The sequence below is a fragment of the Nitratireductor lacus genome (assembly GCF_056431025.1).
In genome coordinates this window covers 161,425-183,153 of the sequence record NZ_JBWKMB010000001.1, presented here as the reverse complement: position 1 = coordinate 183,153, position 21,729 = coordinate 161,425, and the positions used below count along the sequence as shown (strand labels likewise).

21 protein-coding genes are annotated in these 21,729 nt (G+C 59.9%); 11 read left to right on the top strand and 10 right to left on the bottom strand.

The genetic code is table 11. The features are described from left to right. Positions 1 to 23: 23 nt before the first annotated feature. Both AC07E3_RS00950 and AC07E3_RS00945 read left to right on the top strand, forming a co-directional pair. The gene (locus AC07E3_RS00950; protein ID WP_478360021.1) at positions 24 to 770 is read left to right on the top strand and encodes a rhomboid family intramembrane serine protease; all 747 of its coding nucleotides are present in this window, start codon (positions 24 to 26) and stop codon (positions 768 to 770) included. A gap of 100 nt (positions 771 to 870) precedes the next feature. Continuing rightward, positions 871 to 1,302 (top strand): CBS domain-containing protein, encoded by a 432-nt coding sequence (locus AC07E3_RS00945; protein WP_065815214.1) that lies wholly within the window; start codon positions 871 to 873, stop codon positions 1,300 to 1,302. Between the two features lie 36 nt (positions 1,303 to 1,338). Here AC07E3_RS00945 and AC07E3_RS00940 read toward each other — a convergent pair whose 3' ends face one another. Then, positions 1,339 to 1,596 (bottom strand): YjhX family toxin, encoded by a 258-nt coding sequence (locus AC07E3_RS00940; protein ID WP_065815215.1) that lies wholly within the window; start codon positions 1,594 to 1,596, stop codon positions 1,339 to 1,341. A gap of 287 nt (positions 1,597 to 1,883) precedes the next feature. Here AC07E3_RS00940 and gatB point away from each other — a divergent pair, with 287 nt between their 5' ends. From gatB to AC07E3_RS00915, 5 genes are all read left to right on the top strand, one after another. After that, positions 1,884 to 3,386 carry an Asp-tRNA(Asn)/Glu-tRNA(Gln) amidotransferase subunit GatB gene (gene gatB / locus AC07E3_RS00935; RefSeq protein ID WP_478360020.1) on the top strand — a complete coding sequence of 501 codons (1,503 nt, stop codon included), beginning with the start codon at positions 1,884 to 1,886 and terminating at the stop codon, positions 3,384 to 3,386. Next, positions 3,379 to 3,885, top strand: a complete 507-nt coding sequence (locus tag AC07E3_RS00930; RefSeq protein WP_478360019.1) for a GNAT family N-acetyltransferase — start codon at positions 3,379 to 3,381, stop codon at positions 3,883 to 3,885. Before gatB ends, AC07E3_RS00930 begins: the two co-directional genes overlap by 8 nt. Before the next feature lie 23 nt (positions 3,886 to 3,908). Further along, on the top strand, positions 3,909 to 4,358 hold the full coding sequence (locus tag AC07E3_RS00925) for a GNAT family N-acetyltransferase (RefSeq protein ID WP_088941508.1): 450 nt from the start codon (positions 3,909 to 3,911) through the stop codon (positions 4,356 to 4,358). Between the two features lie 102 nt (positions 4,359 to 4,460). Beyond that, positions 4,461 to 4,859 carry an NADH:ubiquinone oxidoreductase subunit NDUFA12 gene (locus AC07E3_RS00920; RefSeq protein ID WP_007008040.1) on the top strand — a complete coding sequence of 133 codons (399 nt, stop codon included), beginning with the start codon at positions 4,461 to 4,463 and terminating at the stop codon, positions 4,857 to 4,859. A 114-nt stretch (positions 4,860 to 4,973) separates the two neighbouring features. Further along, a complete protein-coding gene (locus AC07E3_RS00915; protein WP_336071616.1) occupies positions 4,974 to 5,396 on the top strand; it encodes a DUF2155 domain-containing protein in 423 nt (140 codons plus the stop codon). 15 nt (positions 5,397 to 5,411) lie between these two features. Here the strand turns inward: AC07E3_RS00915 and aat are convergent, their stop codons facing one another. The 7 genes from aat to AC07E3_RS00880 form a co-directional block, all read right to left on the bottom strand. Beyond that, positions 5,412 to 6,032, bottom strand: coding sequence for a leucyl/phenylalanyl-tRNA--protein transferase (gene aat, locus AC07E3_RS00910; RefSeq protein WP_336071615.1), 621 nt, complete (start codon positions 6,030 to 6,032; stop codon positions 5,412 to 5,414). A gap of 48 nt (positions 6,033 to 6,080) precedes the next feature. Next, positions 6,081 to 7,424, bottom strand: coding sequence for an acetyl-CoA carboxylase biotin carboxylase subunit (gene accC / locus AC07E3_RS00905; RefSeq protein ID WP_336071614.1), 1,344 nt, complete (start codon positions 7,422 to 7,424; stop codon positions 6,081 to 6,083). A gap of 16 nt (positions 7,425 to 7,440) precedes the next feature. After that, positions 7,441 to 7,914, bottom strand: coding sequence for an acetyl-CoA carboxylase biotin carboxyl carrier protein (accB, locus tag AC07E3_RS00900; RefSeq protein ID WP_478360018.1), 474 nt, complete (start codon positions 7,912 to 7,914; stop codon positions 7,441 to 7,443). A gap of 21 nt (positions 7,915 to 7,935) precedes the next feature. After that, a complete protein-coding gene (aroQ, locus tag AC07E3_RS00895) occupies positions 7,936 to 8,379 on the bottom strand; it encodes a type II 3-dehydroquinate dehydratase (protein WP_007008045.1) in 444 nt (147 codons plus the stop codon). A 119-nt stretch (positions 8,380 to 8,498) separates the two neighbouring features. Continuing rightward, complete coding sequence (locus tag AC07E3_RS00890; protein ID WP_478360017.1) at positions 8,499 to 9,266, bottom strand: DsbA family protein; 768 nt, start codon at positions 9,264 to 9,266, stop codon at positions 8,499 to 8,501. Positions 9,267 to 9,337: 71 nt separating this feature from the next. Next, positions 9,338 to 10,708: a M48 family metalloprotease gene (locus tag AC07E3_RS00885; protein ID WP_478360016.1), complete on the bottom strand. Its 1,371-nt coding sequence runs from the start codon at positions 10,706 to 10,708 to the stop codon at positions 9,338 to 9,340. 163 nt (positions 10,709 to 10,871) lie between these two features. Then, entirely contained in the window at positions 10,872 to 13,637 is a 2,766-nt protein-coding gene (locus AC07E3_RS00880) for an Rne/Rng family ribonuclease (RefSeq protein WP_478360015.1), read from the bottom strand. A 307-nt stretch (positions 13,638 to 13,944) separates the two neighbouring features. Between AC07E3_RS00880 and AC07E3_RS00875 the strand changes: the two genes are divergently transcribed. From AC07E3_RS00875 to prfB, 4 genes are all read left to right on the top strand, one after another. Continuing rightward, positions 13,945 to 14,199, top strand: coding sequence for a hypothetical protein (locus AC07E3_RS00875; protein ID WP_478360014.1), 255 nt, complete (start codon positions 13,945 to 13,947; stop codon positions 14,197 to 14,199). A 212-nt stretch (positions 14,200 to 14,411) separates the two neighbouring features. Next, positions 14,412 to 15,494, top strand: coding sequence for an N-acetylmuramoyl-L-alanine amidase (locus AC07E3_RS00870; RefSeq protein ID WP_478360013.1), 1,083 nt, complete (start codon positions 14,412 to 14,414; stop codon positions 15,492 to 15,494). Between the two features lie 326 nt (positions 15,495 to 15,820). Beyond that, positions 15,821 to 18,277: a penicillin-binding protein 1A gene (locus AC07E3_RS00865; protein ID WP_478360012.1), complete on the top strand. Its 2,457-nt coding sequence runs from the start codon at positions 15,821 to 15,823 to the stop codon at positions 18,275 to 18,277. Between the two features lie 118 nt (positions 18,278 to 18,395). Next, a protein-coding gene (prfB, locus tag AC07E3_RS00860; RefSeq protein WP_478360011.1) for a peptide chain release factor 2 occupies positions 18,396 to 19,527 on the top strand; the annotation gives its coding sequence in 2 pieces (ribosomal slippage) (positions 18,396 to 18,464 and positions 18,466 to 19,527; 1,131 coding nt in all). A gap of 164 nt (positions 19,528 to 19,691) precedes the next feature. Here prfB and AC07E3_RS00855 read toward each other — a convergent pair. Both AC07E3_RS00855 and AC07E3_RS00850 read right to left on the bottom strand, forming a co-directional pair. Beyond that, on the bottom strand, positions 19,692 to 20,990 hold the full coding sequence (locus AC07E3_RS00855; RefSeq protein WP_478360010.1) for a M23 family metallopeptidase: 1,299 nt from the start codon (positions 20,988 to 20,990) through the stop codon (positions 19,692 to 19,694). A gap of 171 nt (positions 20,991 to 21,161) precedes the next feature. Further along, complete coding sequence (locus AC07E3_RS00850; protein ID WP_478360009.1) at positions 21,162 to 21,644, bottom strand: peroxiredoxin; 483 nt, start codon at positions 21,642 to 21,644, stop codon at positions 21,162 to 21,164. Between the last annotated feature and the right edge of the window lie 85 nt (positions 21,645 to 21,729).

Here is a 21,729-nt window from a genome sequence, read left to right as displayed (position 1 = left end):
GGTCCGATGCTCTAAGCAAAATCATGGACAGAGATGAAGATCACACGATTCCGGCGGCGACAGCCGACAGGGTGGAGCATGGCGGCGATGATGGGCGCGAGCCCGTCTTCAATCTGGCGCCGGCGGTCGCGGGTATCGGCCTTGTATGCATTGCCATCTACGCGCTGGAGGCTTTCTGGCTGAACCTGGATCAGCAGCTCTGGCTGATGCTGCATTTCGCTTTCCTGCCAATTCGCTACACGGGGCCGTTTGCGCTTGATTTTTCAGCCCTGATCAGCCCGGTCACCTACTCCCTCCTGCATGGAAGCTGGGGGCATCTGCTGGTCAACCTGATCTGGCTTGCCGCTTTCGGCTCACCGCTTGCCAATCGGATCGGCACCATGCGCTTCCTGCTTTTCTGGATCGCAGGGGCCCTTGCAGCGGTCGCGCTTCATTTTGCACTCTATCCGTCGTCCGTGGTTCCCCTGGTCGGGGCGTCCGGCTCCATTTCGGCAATGATGGGCGCTGCGGCACGGTTTACCTTCCGTGTGGATCGCCGCGCACCGAAACCGGCGTTCACGGGGGCGGTCCTGCCTGTAGCGGTGGTATTGAGGTCACGTACGGTCCTGGTTTTTCTCGGGGTCTGGATGGTTGCGAACCTCGTGACGGGCGTATTCAGCGGCACGACAGCCAATGAACCGCAGATCGCCTGGGAAGCGCATATCGGCGGTTTTCTTCTGGGCTTTTTCGGTATCAGCGCGTTTGATCGCGGCCGTACTGTGCCGCAATGACCTCAGGACAATTGACGAGCAGGCGAGACGGCATTCCACCACTTGCAAAGCATTCGGGCTCGGCGCAACATTGGCTTGTTGCGAGGAGAAGGAGATTGCGATGACGGTAAAGGCCATTCTGGACGCCAAAGGGCGCAATGTCGTCACCATCGCCCCGGATATGAAGCTTGCGGATGCGGCGCAGCTTTTGTCGGAACGCGGTATCGGTGCGGTCGTCGTGACAAAGGCCGATGGCCGGATCGCGGGCATACTGTCGGAGCGCGATATTGTGCGCGTGATCGGCAGGGATGGTGCCAGCGCTCTCGAACAGCCGATCTCCAGGGTGATGACGTCGAAGGTGCAGCGCTGTCATGAACAGAACACCATCAACGAGGTCATGCAGATCATGACCACGGGGCGTTTCCGCCACCTGCCAGTCGAGGAAAACGGCAAGATTGCCGGCATTATCTCCATCGGCGACGTCGTGAAAAAGCGGATTGAGGATGTCGAGCGAGAGGCGGAGGACATCCGCAGCTACATAGCCACCGCCTGAAAGATGCGAGGCTGCCTTTCGGCAGCCTCTTCTGGTTTAGCGGTTGTCGCCCTGTGAGCGAACCAGTTGCAACCCCCGCCGCGTGATGCGGTAGGGCCCGCCATTGCGCGACTGGATTGCGCGTTTGCGTTTGATTTTTCTGAAGACGATCACGTCGAGGCCGGGGAAATACCAGCCATCGCGCGTGACGCAGTTCAGTTCGATGATCTGGCCGCGGTCATCTTTCTCAATGTCTATGCGACCGCCCTGCGCCAATATGTGCAGGATGCGCTGTTCTGCGCGGGAAATGTCCATGTTTTGAAGTCCTGGAAAAAACCGGTGGCCGAATGGCCACAAAACATCGCCGCGCCATCTTGCGATGGCACGGGGTTTCAAGGTTTTCTCGCCCCGATCCTGTGCTAATTCAGGTTCGGGGCCTCACCGGGCCTCAAGGCTGATGGACATAAAAACTCCGTTGGTTCGCGGTTTTCATAATGCAAACTTTGGCCGGAATAAAGCGCTCGGCTTGCCACGCGGGAGTGTTTGGTCTAGCGAATGCGCATCCATCATAGAACCATCCGACTGCACGGCACCGTGAACCCATGACAATCATCGATACGCGCACGCCCGATCCCAAGCGTTTCATCTCCGGGGCGACCGGCGACTGGGAAATCATCGTCGGCATGGAGATCCATGCTCAGGTTACCTCTGAAGCAAAGCTCTTCTCCGGCGCTTCGACGGCCTTCGGTGCCGAGCCCAATGCCAATGTCTCGCTCGTGGACGCTGCCATGCCCGGCATGCTTCCGGTGATCAACGAAGTGTGCGTAAAGCAGGCAATCCGCACAGGTCTGGGTCTCAAGGCGCAGATCAACCTGCGCTCGGTTTTTGACCGCAAGAACTACTTTTACCCGGATCTGCCGCAGGGCTATCAGATTTCACAATTCAAGCAGCCGATCGTGGGCGAGGGTAAGGTGACAGTGTCCGTCGGCCCCGCCAAGGACGGTTCCTTCGAGGAGATCGAAGTCGGCATCGAGCGTCTCCATCTGGAGCAGGATGCCGGCAAGTCGATGCATGACCAGCATCCCACCATGTCCTACGTGGACCTCAACCGCTCCGGTGTCGCGCTCATGGAGATTGTCTCCAAACCTGATATCCGTTCGGCTGATGAGGCCAAGGCGTTTCTGACCAAGCTGCGCACGATCCTGCGCTATCTGGGCACCTGTGACGGCAATATGGACGAAGGCTCCATGCGCGCCGACGTGAATGTTTCCGTACGTCGGCCCGGTGGCGAATTCGGCACGCGCTGCGAGATCAAGAATGTGAACTCGGTGCGTTTCGTCGGTCAGGCCATCGAATCGGAAGCGCGTCGTCAGATCGCCATTCTGGAGGATGGCGGGTCGATCGATCAGGAAACCCGTCTGTTCGATCCCGCGAAGGGCGAAACGCGTTCCATGCGTTCCAAGGAAGAGGCGCATGACTACCGCTATTTCCCCGATCCGGATCTGGTGCCGCTGGAGTTCGATCAGGCTTATGTGGATGCGCTCGCTGCCGATCTGACGGAACTTCCCGATGAGAAGAAGGCGCGCTTCATCGAAACGTTTGGCCTCTCGGAATACGACGCATCCGTGCTGATTGCGGAAAAGGCCACGGCTGACTTTTTCGAAAAGGTTGCCGAAGGCCGCGACGGCAAGGCTGCCGCCAACTGGGTGATCAATGATCTTCTCGGCGCCTTGAACAGGGCCGGGCAGGGGATCGAAGACACCACAGTAACGCCTGATCAGCTTGGTGCGATCATCGACCTGATCAAGGACGGAACGATATCCGGCAAGATTGCCAAGGATCTGTTCGAGATCGTGTTTGCAGAAGGTGGTGATCCGCGTGTCATCGTCGAAGAACGCGGCATGAAACAGGTCACCGATACCGGTGCCATCGAAAAGGCCGTGGATGAGGTCATCGCCGCCAATCCGGACAAGGTCGAACAGGCCAGGGCCAAGCCGACGCTTGCCGGCTGGTTCGTCGGGCAGGTGATGAAGGCCACCGGTGGCAAGGCCAATCCGCAGGCCGTCAATGCGCTTGTGAAGGAAAAGCTCGGGATCGATGCCTGACGGTGAGGAATTTTTCGTCCGTACGGTCGGCGAGCGCGACCTGCCCGCCGTGCGTGCGCTCCTCGTGGAGACGTGGCACGACACCTATGACCCGATCTATGGCCGCGAGCGCGTGGTGGAAATTACCGACACCTGGCATTCTCTGGATGCGCTAAGGGCGCGTCTGAAACGTCCGCATTCAGAATTCGTACTGGCAGACAATGGGCGGTTGATTGGCGGTATGGCGTTTGCAGTGGCCGGGAAAGACGGCAAGGAAATCCATCTTCATCAACTCTATGTGCATCCTGAATGCCAGGGAAAAGGCATCGGAATGGCGCTTTTCGCCGAGATCGCTCAGTGTTTTCCTGAAGCGCGTGAAATCACGCTCGAGGTTGAAGAGGCGAACAGCAGGGCGAGAGCCTTTTACGCCCATCTGGGATTTGAGCTGGTTGGGCGAAGCGGCGATTGCGGTGGTGCGGGTTTCGAGCTGCCGGCGCTCATCTATCGCCGGGGGCTTTGATGGAAACGGGCGCCGAAGGGCCGATGATTCGAATCGCCGAACGACGCGATGTTGAGGCGATTGTCTCGCTCTTCGCTGCGGACGGGGAGGGTGGCCACGGGGACACGACCGATCCGAACGCCGCAGGTGCCTATCTTGCGGCATTCGAGCGCATCAGCCGGAGCCCGAACGACACGCTTTACGTTGCCGAACTCGACGGCGAGGTTGTGGGCACCTTTCAGACGACGCTTATTCCGGGAATGCCGGGGCGTGGCGGGACGAGCTTCCAGATCGAGGCCGTGCAGACCCGCAAAGACATGCGCAGCCGGGGGATTGGCGCGCTGATGATCTCGCACGCCGTCGATGAGGCGAAGGCGGCGGACGCGCGTCTGGTTCAGCTCATGTCAAACGCTGTGCGCGAGCGCGCGCACGGGTTTTATGAGCGGCTTGGCTTCGCAAAAAGCCATGTCGGTTTCAAGATGAAGCTGAAATGACTATGGAGCATTGTCCGGAGGCCTTGCCTTCCGGCGCGGTGGACGCCATAACGCCAATCACGAGCCATCTGTGACGATGACAGCGAGCGACTTGAGGACGCCATGAAGAAGTTTTTGCTTCAGTTTTTCACCTGGTGGAACGGCCAGACGCTGGGCACGCGCTTCCACACATGGCGCAAGGGCACACGCGTCGGTGAAGATGAATTCGGCAATACCTATTATGAAGGCGGCAAGGATTCCGAGGGGCGCACGCGCCGCTGGGTGATCTATAACGGTATTTCCGACGCCTCTCTGGTGCCGCCCGGCTGGCATGGCTGGTTGCACCACCGCGTTGACGTTGCGCCCGTCAACGAGAATTACACGCCGCGCGAATGGCAGAAGCCCCATCAGCCGAACCTGACAGGCTCGCCGGCTGCCTACCGTCCGCAGGGCTCGATTGCGAACGCTGCCGATCGCCCGCGTGTCACGGGCGATTACGATGCGTGGACGCCTGGCGGCTGAACCTGTTTGCTGATCTCGCCACAATTGCGCATTAGTCGTAAGCTTTACCGTGGGTCGGGCGATTCCGTTGGACTCTCTCAGCGTGACAAGCAAACAGAACGGGTGTCGAGCCATATGAAGTCAGGCCAGAAGAAAAACGCCGGTTTCGGGCTGATCGTGGCATTGGGGCTGGCCGTGCTGGCGACTGCGCCGGTCCAGGCCGCCCGGATCAAGCACCCGGTGGCCGAATTTACCGGCATCGACAAGATCACCGGTCGCATCATCTCTTTTGACGTTTATATGGACGAGACGGTTCAGTTCGGTGCGCTGCAGGTCACGCCGCGGGTCTGCTACACCTCGGAAGAGACCGAAGAGCCACGCACGGATGCTTTCGTGGAAGTGGACGAGATTACCCTGGAGCGGGAAATCCGCCGTATTTTTACCGGCTGGATGCTGGCCGAGAGCCCCGGTCTGAATGCCGTCGAACACGCGGTCTACGATGTGTGGCTGAAAGGCTGCAAGGAAGACACCGACGTCCCGCCACCGGAGACCAATTGATCTCGTTCTCCGTTCTTACGGATTGAAGCGTGCCTCGCCGCTTTGCAGTGCTTCCTGCAGGAGCTGCTCATAGCGGTTCCGTGGCACGTCGATTGCGCCGAATTGCTTGAGATGCGGTGTCGTAAACTGCGTGTCGAGAAGCGTGAAGCCACGCTCACGCAGACGTTTCACGAGATGAACGAGGCAGATTTTCGAGGCATCGGTGCGGCGTGAGAACATGCTCTCGCCGAAGAAGGCGCGGCCCAGCGTCACGCCGTACAGCCCGCCGACCAATCCCTCATCCGTCCAGGCTTCCACCGTGTGGCAATGGCCGTTCTCGAACAGAAACCCGTAGGCTTCGCGGATTGGTGCATTGATCCAGGTTTCGGTGCTGTCGCGCCGTGCCTCTGCACAGCCTTCGATGACGCCGTCAAAGTCCGTGTCGAAAGCGATCCGGAAAGGATTGCGGCGCAGCGTCTTGGCCAGGCTTTTGGGGACATGAAACGTGTCGAGCGGGATGACGCCGCGCATCTCCGGCCGCACCCAGAACACCTCCGGATCGTCGGCGCTTTCGGCCATCGGGAAGACCCCGGTGGCGTAAGCGCGCAAGAGAAGATCCGGAGGAATCCGAAATCCTGGTGCGAAAGGTCGTGCCATCGTGCCCAACCGGCGAGATCGCCGGAAAATCACATGGAGCAGCGAGCCTTAGCTCGTCTTCGCCAGGTAATTCTCCAGCCAGTGAATGTCGTAATCGCCGTTGGCGATGTCGGGATTGCCGACCAGGTCCTGGAACAGCGGCAGCGTGGTCTTGATGCCGTCGACCACAAATTCATCCAGGGCACGGCGCAGGCGCATCATGCATTCCACCCGGTTGCGGCCATGCACGATCAGCTTGCCGATCAGGCTGTCGTAATAGGGCGGTATGCGATAGCCGGAATAGACGCCCGAATCGACGCGGATCCCGAGGCCGCCGGGCGTGTGGAAATGCGTGATCGTGCCCGGCGAGGGGGTGAAGGTGCGCGGGTCTTCCGCGTTGATGCGGCATTCGATGGCGTGGCCTTCGAAGCGCACTTCATCCTGTGTGCAGGAAAGACCGCCGCCCGAGGCAACGCGGATCTGCTCATGCACCAGATCGATACCGGTAATCGCTTCCGTCACCGGATGCTCCACCTGAAGGCGGGTGTTCATCTCGATGAAGTAGAACTCGCCGTTCTCATAGAGGAACTCGATCGTCCCAGCGCCGGAATAGCCAAGATCGGCAATCGCCTTCGACACGATCTCGCCGATGCGGTTGCGCTGTTCGACGTTGAGGGCGGGGGAGTTCGCCTCTTCCCAGACCTTCTGGTGACGGCGCTGGAGCGAGCAGTCGCGTTCACCCAGATGAATGGCCTTGCCGGCGCCATCGCCCATGACCTGCACTTCGATGTGACGCGGCTTTTCGAGATATTTCTCGATATAGACCGCATCGTCGCCAAAGGCGGCGCCCGCTTCGGCGCGGGCGGTGGAGAGCGCTTCGGCAAGGTCGGCTTCCGTCTTCGCGACCTTCATGCCACGCCCGCCGCCGCCGGCCGATGCCTTGATGAGAACGGGGTAACCGATATCCGCGGCGATCCGCTTGGCTTCCACATCGTCGGTGACGGCGCCATCGGAGCCGGGAACCACCGGAATGCCCAGTTCCTTCACCGTCTTCTTGGCGGTGATCTTGTCGCCCATGATGCGGATGTGGTCGGCTGAAGGACCGATGAAGGTCAGGTTGTGCGCTGCCAGAATCTCCGAGAACTTCGCGTTCTCGGAAAGGAAGCCATAGCCTGGATGAACCGCGTCGGCGCCGGTGATCTCGCAGGCGGCCAGAATCTGATGAATGTTCAGATAGCTGTCGCGCGAGGGCGGCGGCCCGATGCACACGCTTTCGTCGGCAAGGCGCACATGCATCGCGTCCGCGTCGGCTGTTGAATGCACGGCCACGGTCTGGATGCCGAGCTCCTTGGCGGCGCGCAGCACGCGCAGGGCGATTTCGCCGCGATTGGCGATGAGGATTTTGTGAAACATGCGCGCCTGCCCCGGACTACTCGATCACAACCAGCGGCTCGCCGAACTCAACCGGCTGCGCATCCTCGAAGAGGATCGCCGTCACGGTGCCGGAACGGGGCGCGGGGATCTGGTTCATGGTCTTCATTGCTTCGATGATCAGAAGCGTTTGGCCTTCCTTCACGGACTGACCGACCTGGATGAAGGGGCTGGCCCCGGGGGCGGGGGATGCGTAGGCGGTTCCCACCATGGGGGAGGGAACGGCGTTCTTGGAATCGGCAGGGCTCGTTGCCGGCGCTTCCTCTTTGGCTGAGGCTGCAGGAGCAGCCGGCGCAGGCGCCGGGGCAGGTGCGGGCGCGGCGTAAGTCTGCACCGCCGCTGCCGCCTGCTTGGCCACGCGAATTCGCAGGTCGTCCTGCTCGACCTCGATCTCCGTCAGATTGGTGTCGTTCAAGATCGTCGCAAGCTCGCGAATGAGTTGCTGATCGACCCCCGTCTTCTTTGTCGACATATTCTTTGTCCTGCCTTGTTCTCAATCGGGCCGGCTTGCGGCCAGCGCGTCCAGCGCGAGTACATAACCGATTGTGCCCAATCCGCAAATCATGCCTTTTGCAGCCGGGGCAATCATCGAAACGTGGCGAAAGGCCTCGCGTGCGTGAATGTTGGAGATATGCACCTCAATCACGGGCAGCGGGCTGACGGCGCGGATTGCATCATGCAGCGCGATCGACGTGTGCCCGTAGGCGCCTGGATTGATGACGATCCCTGCGGCACCTTCACCGGCCTCATGAATCCAGTCAACGAGGTCACCTTCGTGATTGGATTGCCGAAACTCGATGTCCATGCCAAGCGATGCAGCCCTTTCCCGGCAGGATGCTTCGATCCCTTCCAGGGTATCGCCGCCATAGATGCCGGGCTCACGCCTGCCGAGCGCATTCAGGTTGGGCCCGTTCAATATGAAGACTGTTTTCGCCATGAAATTGTCCCCTGACCCCTCGCGGCACGCTCAATACGCTCCTCTATAGAGGGCTTAGACCGTGCCGCAAAGATGGCAAGGGGCTTCTTTGTCTGTCCACAGCGCGCTCAAGGCGCCGATCAGTTGCTTTGCGTGCGTGCCTGGTCGATCTTCTCGGCAAGAACGTCCTTGCCCAGCGCGCCGAACACCACTTCATCGCCGATCACATAAGCGGGTGTTCCCGTGACGGCAAGCTGATTCGCCAGATCGTAGGTCTCGGCAAAGACCTTCTGGATCTCCGGATTCTCCATCTCCTTGCGCAGTGCGGCTTCGTCGATGCCTGTTTCGGTTGCGATCTTCATGGCCAGTTCGCCGTCGGCGCGCGTTTCCGCGCCCAGAAGATTCTGGTGGAAATCGGCGTATTTTTCCGGGGCAATCGCATGAACCGCCATTGAAACCACATGCGCTTCACGCGACTGGGCGGAGAGGATGGGAAACTCCTTGAGCACGAAGCGGACATCGTCGTTTTCCTCGACCAGCGCCTGCATGTCCGCCATGGCGCGTTTACAGTATCCGCAATTGTAATCGAAGAACTCCACGACCGTGATGGCTGCGTCGGGATTGCCCACCACGCCGTCGTAAGGACTGTTGAAAAGCTGCTCTTGTCTGTCCTTCATGACCGCCTGCTGGGCCAGTTTCTGCTCTTCACGCTGCTTCTTCTCCAGCGCGTCCTGGACCTCGAGCAGGATTTCGGGATTGTTGAGCAGGTACTCGCGGACAATCTGTTCCACCTGGGGCTTGCCAAGCGGTGCTGTAGTCTCGGCCTGCGCCGCGGTGCCGAACAATGTGACTGGCGTGAGCAGGGCGGTCGTCGCCGCAAGCAGTCGGATATTTCTGGTGAAGGTCATGTCATGTTCCGATTCATCTGATTGGTGGACGGGTGCGCTCATGGGTGTCGATGATGCGCCAATGGTTCACGCTAACCCGGTTTCCTGTACTGAATGATGTCCTGGGCACGCAGCCAGCCAGGCGTTCCGCGCTTCAAGCGCTTTTGTGCTCTGGTGGCGAAGATTTTTGCATCCTGATAGCGACCGAGATGAAAATGGCCTTCCGCCGTTGCCAGCTCGGCCGCAGCGATGTCTCCGAGCTGGCCATAGGCCTGCGCGAGATAGCGATAGCCATTGGCAAATTCCGGCTCGCGCGAAAGACCTGTCTGCAATTCGGAGGCGGCTTTTTTCACCAGATCCGGCTTGCCGGTCGCAAGAAGGGCCTGCCCATAGCCCACCTGCAGGAGGCCAGGCGTTCCCGGTGCAAGAGAGAGTGCTCTCGCATAGGCATTGGCAGCTTCTTCGGCACGGCTGGCCTTGATCAGAATGTCACCGCGCAGCTCCTGCAAATAGGCATTGCGCGGCATTTCCGCGATCAGGGCATCGACCTTTTGAAGTGCGGTGCGCGGGTTGCCATTGAGATAGGTGGCGATGGCATCGCCGTAGCGCGCCGGAATGCCGCGCGGGTTGCTGCGGAAGAGGCGCTGAACCGCCTGCCCACCTTCCATATAGGCGGCGATCTTGGCCCGCATCATGTCGTGACGAAGCTGTAGCTGCGGGGGATCCTTACGATCGAAGTAGCGGCTCTTGCGGGCGAGCTCTTCCAGATTGGCGATGCGCTCGCGCGGCATCGGATGGCTGATCTGGTAGGGATCCACATTGACGCCGGCCAGCGCCATGCCGCCGGCAAGGCGCTCGAAGGTCTTGAGCATGCCGTTGGCCGACTGGCCCGTTCGATTGAGATAGTCGATCGCCGTGCGGTCTGCTGTTGCTTCTTCGGAGCGCTGGTAGCCGAGCAGGCTGCGCCGGGCCATTTCAGCGCCACCGGCTGCCATGCCCATGCCAGCCGTTGCCAGGCCGCGCGAGTCCGAAGCGGCGCCGGCCACACCTGCACCGATGCCGATCAGTGCGGAGACAATTGCCATTGTCTGTGCGCGCTGCAACTGCTGGCGCAGACGTTCCTGATGACCGCCGGCGATATGACCGGCCTCGTGAGCGAGGACGCCAATGACCTCGTTGGGCGTCTCCGCATCCGTCAGTGCGCCGGTGTGAATGAAAATCCGGCGTCCGTCGACAAAGGCGTTGAAGCTGCGATTGTTGACGAGGACGATGTCTATGCCAGACCGGGAGAGGCCCGCCGCTTTCAGGATCGGTTGGGCATATTCCGAGATCAGGGCTTCGATCTCCGCATCGCGCACGACGGTCACTCTGGACTGGGCAAAGGCAGAGGACGCCGAGGCGACAGTGAGATAGGCCGCAACGAGGAAAAGCGAAATGGTTCGCGTGACAGTCGTGTAAACCATGGTGTTTCTCTCAAGCATCGCGAAAGTGGTAGACGAGCATGAGGGCGATGGAAAGGCAGAACCGCGTGCGATCATGGAGTTTTGATCTCCAGCGTCGCCATGCTGCAAAGAAGAAGCCGGCGCAGAACGCCGGCTTCTCGAGATCAAGTCGTCAGGAGCGCTGCTAGAAGAAGCTCTTGCGCTGCCACCAGCCGGTTTTGCGCGGCCGGTCGCTTTCTGCAGGCTCTGACGAGGAAACAACCGGTTCGGCTTCCGCAACAGCGCTCTCTTCGACCGGAGCGTCCTTTTCCTCAGCCTTGGCTTTCGCCGTGCTGCGACGTGTGGCGGTCCGGCGCTTTTTCGGCGCAGGAGCGGCGGCCTCTTCCGATGCGACTGCCTCAGTGGCATCTTGTCCGGCAGGCGCTTCGTCTGCGGGTGGCGTCGCGCCATTGGTCGCTTCGGTCTTCTGGCTGTCGTCGGCTGCGGCAGCGGCAGTTTTGCGCGTGCGGCGGCGCGGCTTCTTTGCCGGCTTCTCGTCTGCCGGCGTTTCCTGTGCAGCATCGCTTGAAGCGTCCTGTTGCGGAGCGTCTTCTGCCGCAGCTTCGACCTCGTCCGAAGTGTCGGCATTCACTGCCTGAGATTCTTCACTCCCGCTTTCGGTCTCTGGAGCCTGTGCGTCCTGCGCCTGGTTCTCCCGGCGGTTCTTGCGACCACCCCGTTTGCCGCGGTGACGCTTCCTGCGCTCGCCTTCACCACCCTCCGCAGCCGCTGCCTCTGCAGGCTCTTCGGAAGAAACAGTTTCTTCACCGGCGCTCGCAGCAATGGCATCTGCGTCGATGGAGCCCTGTTCGGTGCTCTCATTCTGATTCTGGTCCGTTGCTGCCTCGCCGCCACCGTTGCGGTTGCGGCCGCCGCGCCGCTTGCGCTTGCGCCGCCGCTTGCGCGTCTCGCCATCCTCACCGTTGGTGGCTTCGTGTGACGGGGCGGCGGTTTCTTCCGGTTCTGCAACGTCGACTGGAGCCGTGGGGGCGGGCTGTTCCATGCCCGACTTGTCGGCAGGCTGCTGCCTGGTGATCGCAAAGTGCTGCGCACCGACCTCGTCGTCTGCTTCCACGGTGATGTTCACACCAAAGCGGTTCTCCATCTCGACGAGATTGGCGCGCTTGTGGTTGAGGAGATAGAGAGCCGTGGGTGTTGGGGTCCGCACGGCGATGTTGTTGCGGGAATCCTTGAGGAGGTATTCCTCGATGGATCGAACCACGAAGAGAGCCACGGAGGAATCCGAGCGGATATGCCCGGTGCCGCCGCAATGGGGGCAGGGCTGCATCGTGCTTTCAAGAACGCTTGCGCGAATGCGCTGGCGGGACATTTCCAGAAGGCCGAAATGCGAAATGCGGCCCACCTGGATGCGCGCACGGTCGTTCTTCAGGCATTCCTTGAGGCGCTTTTCCACCGCACGGTTGTTGCGGTTTTCCTCCATGTCGATGAAATCGATGACGATCAGACCTGCAAGGTCGCGCAGGCGCAACTGGCGCGCAACCTCTTCTGCCGCTTCCAGATTGGTCTGGAGCGCGGTGTCTTCGATGGAATGTTCTTTCGTGGAGCGGCCGGAGTTGACGTCGATTGCAACCAGCGCCTCGGTCTGGTTGATAATGATGTAGCCGCCGGATTTCAGCGTTACCTGTGGCTGCAGCATCCGGTCGAGCTGCGCTTCGATACCGTTGCCGGCAAAGATTGGAGTCACCTCGCGATAGGGCTGCACGACCTTTGCGTGGCTCGGCATGAGCATGCGCATGAAGTCCTTGGCTTCGCGATAGCCTTCCTCGCCTGCCACAAGGACTTCGCCGATATCCTTGTTGTAGAGGTCGCGCACGGATCGCTTGATCAGGCTGCCTTCCTCGTAAACGAGGGCAGGCGCGGTCGATTCAAGCGTGAGGGAGCGCACTTTCTCCCACAGACGCATCAGATAATCGTAATCGCGCTTGACCTCCGCCTTGGTGCGATTTGCACCCGCGGTGCGCAGGATGACCCCCATGCCCTGTGGCACATCAAGCTGCTTCACGACGTCCTTGAGGCGCTTGCGGTCCTGGACGTTCGTGATCTTGCGCGAAATGCCGCCGCCGCGTGCCGTGTTCGGCATCAGGACCGAATAGCGTCCGGCGAGCGACAGATAGGTGGTAAGTGCTGCGCCCTTGTTGCCGCGCTCTTCCTTTACGACCTGAACCAGAAGTATCTGGCGGCGCTTGATGACTTCCTGGATCTTGTAGTTCTTGCGGGCGGCACGGCGCGGGGGCTGAGCCTCCTCAAGCGCGTCGTCGGCTCCAACGGTATCGACATTGTCGTCCTCGTCGTCGCCATTGCCGTCATCTCCATTGCTGTCGTCTCTGGAGCGGTTGCGGCGGGAGCGCCTTCCGCGGGGCTCTTCTGAAACCACATCGCCGGCTGCATCCGCAGCCATCGCAGCGGACTTTTCCCCGCCCTCGGTTTCGGAAGCGTCTTCGTCATCGGAGGGCTCTTCGGAGAGGGCTTCGCCATTCTCCTCGTCGGCAGCGACATCGTCCTGTTTCGCCGACTTCTTCCGGGTGCTGGCACGGCGGCGCTTGCGCCCACCCTTCTGCGCCTGGCGCTGCTCGCTTTCTTCCTCGTCTTCGTCCGCTTTGGCTTCCGCCGCCTCGGCCTCGATGAGTGCCTGACGGTCGGCTACCGGAATCTGGTAGTAGTCGGGATGAATCTCGCTGAATGCGAGAAAGCCATGCCTGTTTCCACCATATTCGACGAAAGCGGCCTGAAGTGAAGGTTCAACGCGTGTTACGCGCGCCAGATAGATGTTTCCGCGAAGCTGTTTCTTATCCTGAGATTCGAAATCGAATTCTTCGATGCGATTACCGCGAAGGACGACGACCCTTGTTTCCTCCGGATGGGAGGCGTCTATTAGCATTTTGTTCGGCATAAATTCTTGTCTCCCCGGCAGGGAACGATTGTCGGGCTGGACTCCACGCGTGTCGCCGCAAGCCAGTGTGACAATCTGTGCCGGATAATCTGAGGTTCGCCGGCGTTGAAGGCCGCGCGAAATTGGGCCGGAACACCGATTTCGCGGTGCATTTTAATCCGGATCTATTTCCAATCGCGCCTGAAGCCATTCCATCGCCCGGCAGAACCGTTTCAACCAAGGCCCGGTTTTACGGGCCAGCTTTTGCTCATAGCGAGCCGGCGCGGACGTTTCTTAAGGTCCGGCCGTTTCCAACGTCAGAGCCCTCATGTCTGGAGAACGCCCTGAAAAATTCCTTCTGAATCACCGCCCGTTCCAGTTTGCGGCAGCGGAAAAGATTCGCCCCGTTGCTCATCGCCGTTTGTCAGCAGGACTCAAACCAGGCACGCGTATCGCGATGATTCATAGATGCTTTTATGATTTGACAGTTGTATTGGCAACCCTGATTTCCATTGACGGGTTGCGTGGCAGGTTGATGCAGAACCTGGTGCGTATTTGCTCAATCGATCTGGAAAGCGCATAAAAAATACCGGTTTCCCGGCGATTCGAGAGCAAAATTGCCATCTTTGTTCGTAGGGAATCGATGTCGATTCGATAAAAATTCGCACAATGCATCGCAGAGAGGCGGTTTTGCACAGACCAGCACTTTTGTTTTCGGTTGTTCTCGCGGCGATCCTTCTTGTCTTCAACAACGCTCTCGGTGCTGATTCTGCGCTAAAAGCACATGATTACAAGATGGCGGGTGATGCGCAGTACACGCGCATCGTCGTCCGTTTCGACCGCAAACCCGACTTTCGATGGTTTCTTCTGCGCGACCCCAGCCGGCTGGTGATCGATCTCCCGTCGACGGACTTTTCTTTCGATCCGCTTGAGCTGCGCCCGCGCGGGCTCGTCGCTTCGGTTCAGTACGGTGCTGTCGATGCGCAGCGGGCGCGGCTCGTCTTCAGGGCGGTCGGGCCGTTCTCCGTCGAAAAGGCCGAAGTGAAGGAGAACGAGACTTCGGACGGGTTTCGCCTGATCATCGAACTGCGGGCAAGCTCGACCGAGGCGTTCGATGCGGCATTGCGTGCGAGCATGCTGAAGCCGGGGACGGAAGCCCGACTGGACGCCGCGTCTCATACGCAGGATCGTTTCACCGTCGCGCTTGATCCAGGTCATGGTGGCGCTGATGGTGGCGCGCGTGGCGTCAACGGCACGGTTGAAAAGCAGATCACGCTTCTGTTTTCACTGGAACTCGCCAGGAAACTCGAGGAAACCGGGCTCTACCGGGTCGTTCTGACGCGGGAAGACGACCGGTTTCTGCGGCTCGATGAACGGGTGCGGATCGCCCGGGAGAAGGGCGCGGACCTGTTCGTCTCCGTACACGCTGACGCGATCGCAATTCGCAGCGTGCGCGGGGCGACCGTTTACACGGTGTCCGACAAGGCTTCGGACGCCGAGGCTGCCGCCACGGCTGCACGCGAAAACCTCTCCGACGAGATCGCAGGCAAGGTGCCTGAAGAAGAGCAGGATGAAGTCGAAGATATTCTGGTCGACCTCATCCGGCGCGAAACGCATGCGTTTTCCATACGCTTTGCGCGCACGCTGATCGGCAAACTGTCAGATACGGTACAACTGGTGAAGAATCCGCACCGATATGCGGGATTCCGCGTCCTGCGGGCGCCCGACATCCCGTCGGTTCTTCTGGAACTTGGCTATCTGTCGAACCCGAAGGACGAGGCCCAGCTTCGGGATCCGGCATGGCGCGCAGCCACGATGGATGCGATCATCGAGGCGGTGGGATACTTCGCGAAGGCCAATGGCGGGGCTCGCGGATGATGCAAAGACGTTGCAAGTCTGCAACGCTGGCATGGATTAATGCGGCTGGAGGGGGTGCCATGCATGCCGCCGCATTTTGCCCACAAGACTAAGGCAGTAAGGAAAAACTCAGGATTTTCCAGAAGCCCCGGGTGTTCCGGGCGGAAGATCGTGACAAAAAATGGTACTATAGAATCGCTAACAACGAAGATGGGCGGACTGCGTTGCGGTGACGAGGCACCATTTCGTCATTCCTCTTTGTGATGCGGACAGAACTTGAAAGGCGGCCCCGGCGATCCCTGGCTTTTACAGGGCAAGGCTATGTCGGGGTGTAAATTGGAGCGGGCATGGTACGTCTCATCGGGTATTTCTTTGGCGTGGGCATCGTGCTGGCGCTGCTGGTGGCAGCGGGCATTGCACTTTATGTCGGCGATCTGACAAAAGATCTCCCCGACTATGAGGTTCTGGCGAAGTATGAGCCGCCGGTGACCACCCGTGTTCACGCCGCCGACGGCGCACTGATGGCGGAGTTTGCGCGCGAGCGCCGGCTCTATTTGCCCATTCAGGCGGTGCCTGACCGTGTCAAGGCTGCCTTCCTCTCGGCTGAAGACAAGAACTTCTACAATCATCCGGGCGTTGACGTGACCGGTCTCGCGCGCGCTGTCGTCACGAACATTCAGAATCTCGGTTCCGGCCGCCGCCCGGTGGGTGCATCAACCATCACGCAGCAGGTCGCCAAGAACTTCCTTCTGACGTCGGACCAGACGATGCAGCGCAAGATCAAGGAGATGGTGCTCTCCTTCCGCATCGAGCAGGCCTACTCCAAGGATCGCATTCTCGAACTCTATCTCAATGAGATCTTTTTCGGTCTTGGCTCCTATGGCATCGCGGGTGCTGCGCTGACCTATTTCGACAAGTCGGTCAATGAACTGACGCTTGCCGAAGCCGCCTATCTCGCCGCTTTGCCCAAAGGTCCGTCCAATTATCATCCATTCCGGTACACGGAGCGCGCCATAGAACGCCGCAACTGGGTGATCGACCAGATGGTCGCCAATGGCTACGCCACGGCAGAAGAGGGCGAGAAGGCCAAGGCGACCGGGCTTAACGTATCTCCGCGCCGCCGTGGAACCTATCTCTTTGCAGGCGAGTATTTCACCGAAGAGGTTCGCCGCGACATCATCTCCCGCTATGGTGAGGATGCGCTTTACGAAGGCGGGCTTTCCGTTCGCACGACACTCGACCCGCAATTGCAGCTTTATGCCCGCAAGGCGCTGCAGAATGGTCTGCTTCGTTACGATACGCTGCGCGGCTATCGCGGACCGGTCACGCAGATCGACATTTCCGGAGACTGGGGTGTTCCGCTCGGCGAAGTCGATGCCCTCAGCGACGTGCCGGAATGGCAACTTGCCGTGGTTCTGGGGACTGAAGACGACAAGATTTCCATCGGCATCAAACCGGAACGTGTTGTCTCCGGTGCGCTTTCGGAAGAACGTGAGACAGGAACCATTGCGCTCGACGACATGAAATGGGCCATGCGCCATGTGGTCGATGGCAAGCGGGTCAAGGCGAACAGACAGTCGGACGTCCTAAAACCCGGTGACGTGATTTTCGTCGAGAAGAAACCGGATACGGAGCGGGCGTGGGAGTTGCGTCAGGTTCCCGAGATCGAGGGCGCCCTGGTGGCCATGGATCCGCATACGGGACGTGTCCTGGCGATGGTCGGCGGTTTCTCCTATGCCGAATCCCAGTTCAACCGCGCAACGCAGGCCTATCGCCAGCCCGGTTCGGCCTTCAAACCCATCGTTTATGCCGCTGCGCTCGACAATGGCTATACGCCGGCGTCGGTTGTGCTTGATGCGCCGATCTCCATTCAGGTCGGCAATGATGTCTGGGAGCCGAAAAATTACGGCGGCAAGTCGGCTGGGCCCTCGACACTGCGTGCGGGCATCGAGCGCTCGCGCAACCTGATGACGGTTCGTCTGGCCAAGGATATGGGCATGCAGCTCGTGGCCGACTATGCGGAGCATTTTGGCCTTTACGACAAGATGCTTCCCGTGTTGGCCATGTCGCTGGGCTCCGGTGAAACGACGGTCATGCGCATGGTTTCAGCCTATGCGGTGATGGCAAATGGCGGAAAACAGATCGTGCCTTCCCTGGTCGACCGCATTCAGGATCGCTACGGCAAGACTGTCTACAAGCATGACCGCCGCGAGTGCGTTGGCTGTGTTGCGAGCGAGTGGACGGGGCAGGATGAACCGGAGATCATCAACGATCGTGATCAGGTTCTCGATCCCATGACCGCTTATCAGATCACCTCGATGATGCAGGGCGTGGTGTCGCGCGGCACCGCCGTCACCGTTTCAGAGCTGGGCCGCCCGATTGCCGGCAAGACCGGCACGACGAACGACGAAAAGGACGCATGGTTCGTCGGTTATACACCCGACCTCGTGGTCGGAGTGTTCATGGGCTACGATACACCGCGTCCGATGGGGCGTGGCTCCACGGGTGGTGGCCTGGCCGCTCCGATCTTTAAGGAATTCATGGCGAACGCCCTGAAGGATATGCGCCCTGTGGATTTTCAGGTGCCTGAAGGCATGAACGTCATTCCCATTGATCGCAAGACGGGGATGCGCGCCCAGGCAGGACAGCCGGGCGTCATCATGGAAGCCTTCAAGCCGGGCACGGGGCCGGCCGACAGCTACTGGGTCATCGGCATGGAGGACCTGGAAGGCGCGGGCGGTCCCCGGGTGATTTCTCCGCAGGCCAACCGTGCGGTCAATTCGGGCGCCGGCGGCCTCTACTGACAATGTCGACAGATTATCGGCGTGTCCGCTTTACACAGGCGGGCACGCTCCATATGGTCCGACGCGATTCAGGATACCGTTCCTGAAAAATCCAACAAAACCGAGGTGTGGATCTGCAATGCGTGCGGAAACCGAAAATCTTGTCGACGAAATCAAGCAGGCCATAAGCCTGCTGAGGAGGCATCTTTGACTGGGATGAAGCGGTAAAGAGGCTTGAATATCTGAATTCCCGCGCCGAGGAGGCTGATCTGTGGAACGATCCGCAGGAGGCCCAGAAGCTGATGCGCGAGCGCCAGATGCTCGAAGAGAACATCACCGGTGTCCGCAACCTGTCACAGGCGCTTGAGGACAATGTCGGGCTCATCGAACTTGGAGAGGAAGAGGGTGACGCCTCGGTTGTCTCGGAGGCCGAAGCCGCGCTGAAGGGGCTCAACGATGAGATCGCGGCCCGTCAGGTCGAAATGCTCCTTTCCGGTGAGGCTGACGGAAACGACACCTATCTCGAAATTCATGCCGGCGCTGGCGGTACCGAGAGCCAGGACTGGGCGCAAATGCTTCTGCGCATGTACACGCGCTGGGCCGAGCGCCGCGGCATGAAGGTTGACGTGATGGAAGTCCATGACGGCGAAGAGGCGGGCATCAAGTCTGCCACGCTGCTGATCAAGGGGCGCAATGCCTATGGCTGGCTTAAAACGGAATCGGGCGTGCATCGCCTCGTGCGCATTTCGCCATATGACAGCAATGCGAGGCGGCACACCTCCTTTGCCAGTGCCTGGATTTACCCGGTCATCGACGACACGATCGATATCGACATTCCCGATTCCGAGGTTCGCATCGATACCTATCGCGCGTCGGGCGCGGGCGGTCAGCACGTCAACACGACCGACTCTGCAGTCCGCATCACGCACATTCCAAGCGGTATCGTCGTTCAGTGTCAGAAAGAACGCTCACAGCACAAGAACCGGGCGACCGCCTGGGACATGCTGCGGGCGCGTCTTTATGAGGAAGAACTGAAGAAGCGCGAAGACGCGGCAAACGCGACCGAAGCATCCAAGACCGACATCGGCTGGGGGCACCAGATCCGTTCCTACGTACTGCAGCCCTATCAGTTGGTGAAGGATCTGCGCACGGGCGTGGAAAGCACCAGCCCTCAGGATGTTCTGGACGGCAAGCTCGACGCGTTTATGGAGGCCGCTCTGTCGCAGCGTGTGCATGGCAGTGATGGTGCGGAGGTCGAGGACCTGGCCTAGATCGCCGTGCGTCCATCCGGACGCAAAAAGAACGATCTAGACTATTGATGGAGCATCGGAATGCCCCGAAAATCGGATCCCACTTCTCGGTCCGATGCTCTGGCCGGTCTTCCGGCTGCACATGACAATACGGGCGGACGCATGACGTCCGCCCGTTTTTATGTTCAGGAATTGCTTTCGAGATATTTGGCGATCTTTCGTCCCGCCGAGATGAAGCGGGACGGGTTGATGGCTGCGCCGGATCTGCGCACTTCATAATGAAGGTGCGGACCTGTGGAGCGGCCGCTGGAGCCCACCTTGCCCACCTTCGTGCCGACATCCACTTTGTCCCCGGTCTTTACGAGAATCTTGCTCATGTGAGCGTAGCGCGTTGTCAGACCGTTTCCATGGTCGATCTCCACCATGCGGCCATAGCCGCCGTTCCAGCCTGCCTTGACGACGGTTCCGGCGCCGGTCGCGTGGATTGGGGCGCCACGGCGGGCTCGGAAGTCGATTCCCGAGTGATGTGCCAGGCGACCGAGAAACGGATCCTTTCGTGCACCAAACCGGCTTGATATCGGTGCGCCAGGTGACGGGCTCGCCAGCGGGAGCCGCTTTGCCTTCGTTTTCACCTCGTTCAAATGGGACAGTGCTTCATCCAGTTCCCGTACCTGATCCTCGAAGACAAGGGCCGAGGTGGCGGCGAGAAGCGGACCACCAACGTTCTGCTCCCTGTCATCTTCAGGAATCGTCAGGCCAACATCTTCCAGGGTACCGGCGATGGCGTCGGCAGTCTGATAGGCGTCTTCGGCGAGCAGCCTCACGCTGTCGATCTGGTCTGTTTCAATGGATTCCAGCGCGCGATTGAGCTTCACAAACAGATAGTCCGCCTTGTCGGCTGCTGACAATTGTCCACTCTGCTGGGATGTCTGGGCGCGCAGCGGCCAGGGAACCGTGTCTCTGGCCGAAGGGGCAAACGAGGCGACAGCGATGCTTCCGGTTTTTGTCGGGTCAAGCAGCTGGTCGGTTTCAGCCTTGATCTGGGGCCTGGGGACGGGCACCGGCGCATTCTCGGGAAGCAGTTCAGCGCCCGCTCGATTGAGCACCGGAGCGAGGCGACTTTGCCGTTTGGTCAACTGGTCCTGCCGGGCAAGCAGTTCGCCTACCTTTTCCTGCATGAACTGCTGATCGAGGAGCTGCCGGCTGGTAACTCGATCGAGCTGTGCACGCAGGGCGGAGATTCGATCCTCGTAAGCCTGCTGAAGGCGCGCCTGGCGGGCGACGGTCGCACCGATCAGATCGTCGCGGAGCACCAGATAGGAAGTGGCGAGAAGATAACCGATGGCAAGCGCTGCAACGGCTGAGCCCACCATTGCAGCAACCCAGGGCCGGACGGTGAAGTGCCGTATCTTGTCGCCCCGTGCGATGATGATCGTATGGGGTTCCTTGCGTTTACCAAAAACCGCGGATTGCTGTGGGCGCATCGAGAATCGAACTTATGTTCAAGGGACTAAATTCGATGTCGATTACACTTGATTAGGGTTAACAAAGCTTTTCGTGTGCGGCTGGATGTGGCGCCAAATGCGGTCCGGCAGGCTCGTTACCAACGGCTTTTGCGGGCTTTTGTCGTAACAGGCGCGGGATAGGGCCTGCGACTATTCACCGTTGTGTTTGAGCGCTTTGGCGGCGTCGAGCACCGCCTGCGCATGGCCTGGCACCTTCACCTTGCGCCACGTCTCGGCGATGCGGCCGTCCGGGCCAATCAGGAAGGTGGAGCGCTCGACACCCATATATTTGCGCCCATACATGCTTTTCTCGACCCACACGCCATAAGCCTGGAGCGTTTCCTTGTCCTGGTCGGACACGAGGCTGATTGTGAGAGCGTGCTTGTCCTTGAACTTGTCATGGCTCTTGGGGCTATCGGGAGACATCCCGAGCAAAACCGTATCCAGCGCATCGAATTCGGGTTTGAAGGCGGTAAAATCGATTGCCTCGGCGGTGCAGCCACTGGTGTCGTCTTTGGGGTAAAAGAAGAGAACCACGGTCTTCCCGCGGAAGTCCGAAAGTCTGATTTCGCTGCCGCCATCACCAGGCAGTGAAAAATCCGGAGCTTCGCTTCCTTTGACGGGTTCTGTCATTTTCTTTCCCCTGTTTGTGGATAGCCGATGAAAGGGAGAGATATAATGATGTCGGTGGATTCGTCCATGGCTGCTGAGTGTCGAC

Excerpts from the sequence above, each read along its gene's own strand:
- AC07E3_RS00950 (WP_478360021.1), top strand. The coding sequence starts at position 24 with ATGGACAGAGATGAAGATCACACGATTCCGGCGGCGACAGCCGACAGG.
- AC07E3_RS00945 (WP_065815214.1), top strand. The coding sequence starts at position 871 with ATGACGGTAAAGGCCATTCTGGACGCCAAAGGGCGCAATGTCGTCACC.
- AC07E3_RS00940 (WP_065815215.1), bottom strand. The coding sequence starts at position 1,596 with ATGGACATTTCCCGCGCAGAACAGCGCATCCTGCACATATTGGCGCAG.
- gatB (WP_478360020.1), top strand. The coding sequence starts at position 1,884 with ATGACAATCATCGATACGCGCACGCCCGATCCCAAGCGTTTCATCTCC.
- AC07E3_RS00930 (WP_478360019.1), top strand. The coding sequence starts at position 3,379 with ATGCCTGACGGTGAGGAATTTTTCGTCCGTACGGTCGGCGAGCGCGAC.
- AC07E3_RS00925 (WP_088941508.1), top strand. The coding sequence starts at position 3,909 with ATGATTCGAATCGCCGAACGACGCGATGTTGAGGCGATTGTCTCGCTC.
- AC07E3_RS00920 (WP_007008040.1), top strand. The coding sequence starts at position 4,461 with ATGAAGAAGTTTTTGCTTCAGTTTTTCACCTGGTGGAACGGCCAGACG.
- AC07E3_RS00915 (WP_336071616.1), top strand. The coding sequence starts at position 4,974 with ATGAAGTCAGGCCAGAAGAAAAACGCCGGTTTCGGGCTGATCGTGGCA.
- aat (WP_336071615.1), bottom strand. The coding sequence starts at position 6,032 with ATGGCACGACCTTTCGCACCAGGATTTCGGATTCCTCCGGATCTTCTC.
- accC (WP_336071614.1), bottom strand. The coding sequence starts at position 7,424 with ATGTTTCACAAAATCCTCATCGCCAATCGCGGCGAAATCGCCCTGCGC.
- accB (WP_478360018.1), bottom strand. The coding sequence starts at position 7,914 with ATGTCGACAAAGAAGACGGGGGTCGATCAGCAACTCATTCGCGAGCTT.
- aroQ (WP_007008045.1), bottom strand. The coding sequence starts at position 8,379 with ATGGCGAAAACAGTCTTCATATTGAACGGGCCCAACCTGAATGCGCTC.
- AC07E3_RS00890 (WP_478360017.1), bottom strand. The coding sequence starts at position 9,266 with ATGACCTTCACCAGAAATATCCGACTGCTTGCGGCGACGACCGCCCTG.
- AC07E3_RS00885 (WP_478360016.1), bottom strand. The coding sequence starts at position 10,708 with ATGGTTTACACGACTGTCACGCGAACCATTTCGCTTTTCCTCGTTGCG.
- AC07E3_RS00880 (WP_478360015.1), bottom strand. The coding sequence starts at position 13,637 with ATGCCGAACAAAATGCTAATAGACGCCTCCCATCCGGAGGAAACAAGG.
- AC07E3_RS00875 (WP_478360014.1), top strand. The coding sequence starts at position 13,945 with ATGTCTGGAGAACGCCCTGAAAAATTCCTTCTGAATCACCGCCCGTTC.
- AC07E3_RS00870 (WP_478360013.1), top strand. The coding sequence starts at position 14,412 with ATGGCGGGTGATGCGCAGTACACGCGCATCGTCGTCCGTTTCGACCGC.
- AC07E3_RS00865 (WP_478360012.1), top strand. The coding sequence starts at position 15,821 with ATGGTACGTCTCATCGGGTATTTCTTTGGCGTGGGCATCGTGCTGGCG.
- AC07E3_RS00855 (WP_478360010.1), bottom strand. The coding sequence starts at position 20,990 with ATGCGCCCACAGCAATCCGCGGTTTTTGGTAAACGCAAGGAACCCCAT.
- AC07E3_RS00850 (WP_478360009.1), bottom strand. The coding sequence starts at position 21,644 with ATGACAGAACCCGTCAAAGGAAGCGAAGCTCCGGATTTTTCACTGCCT.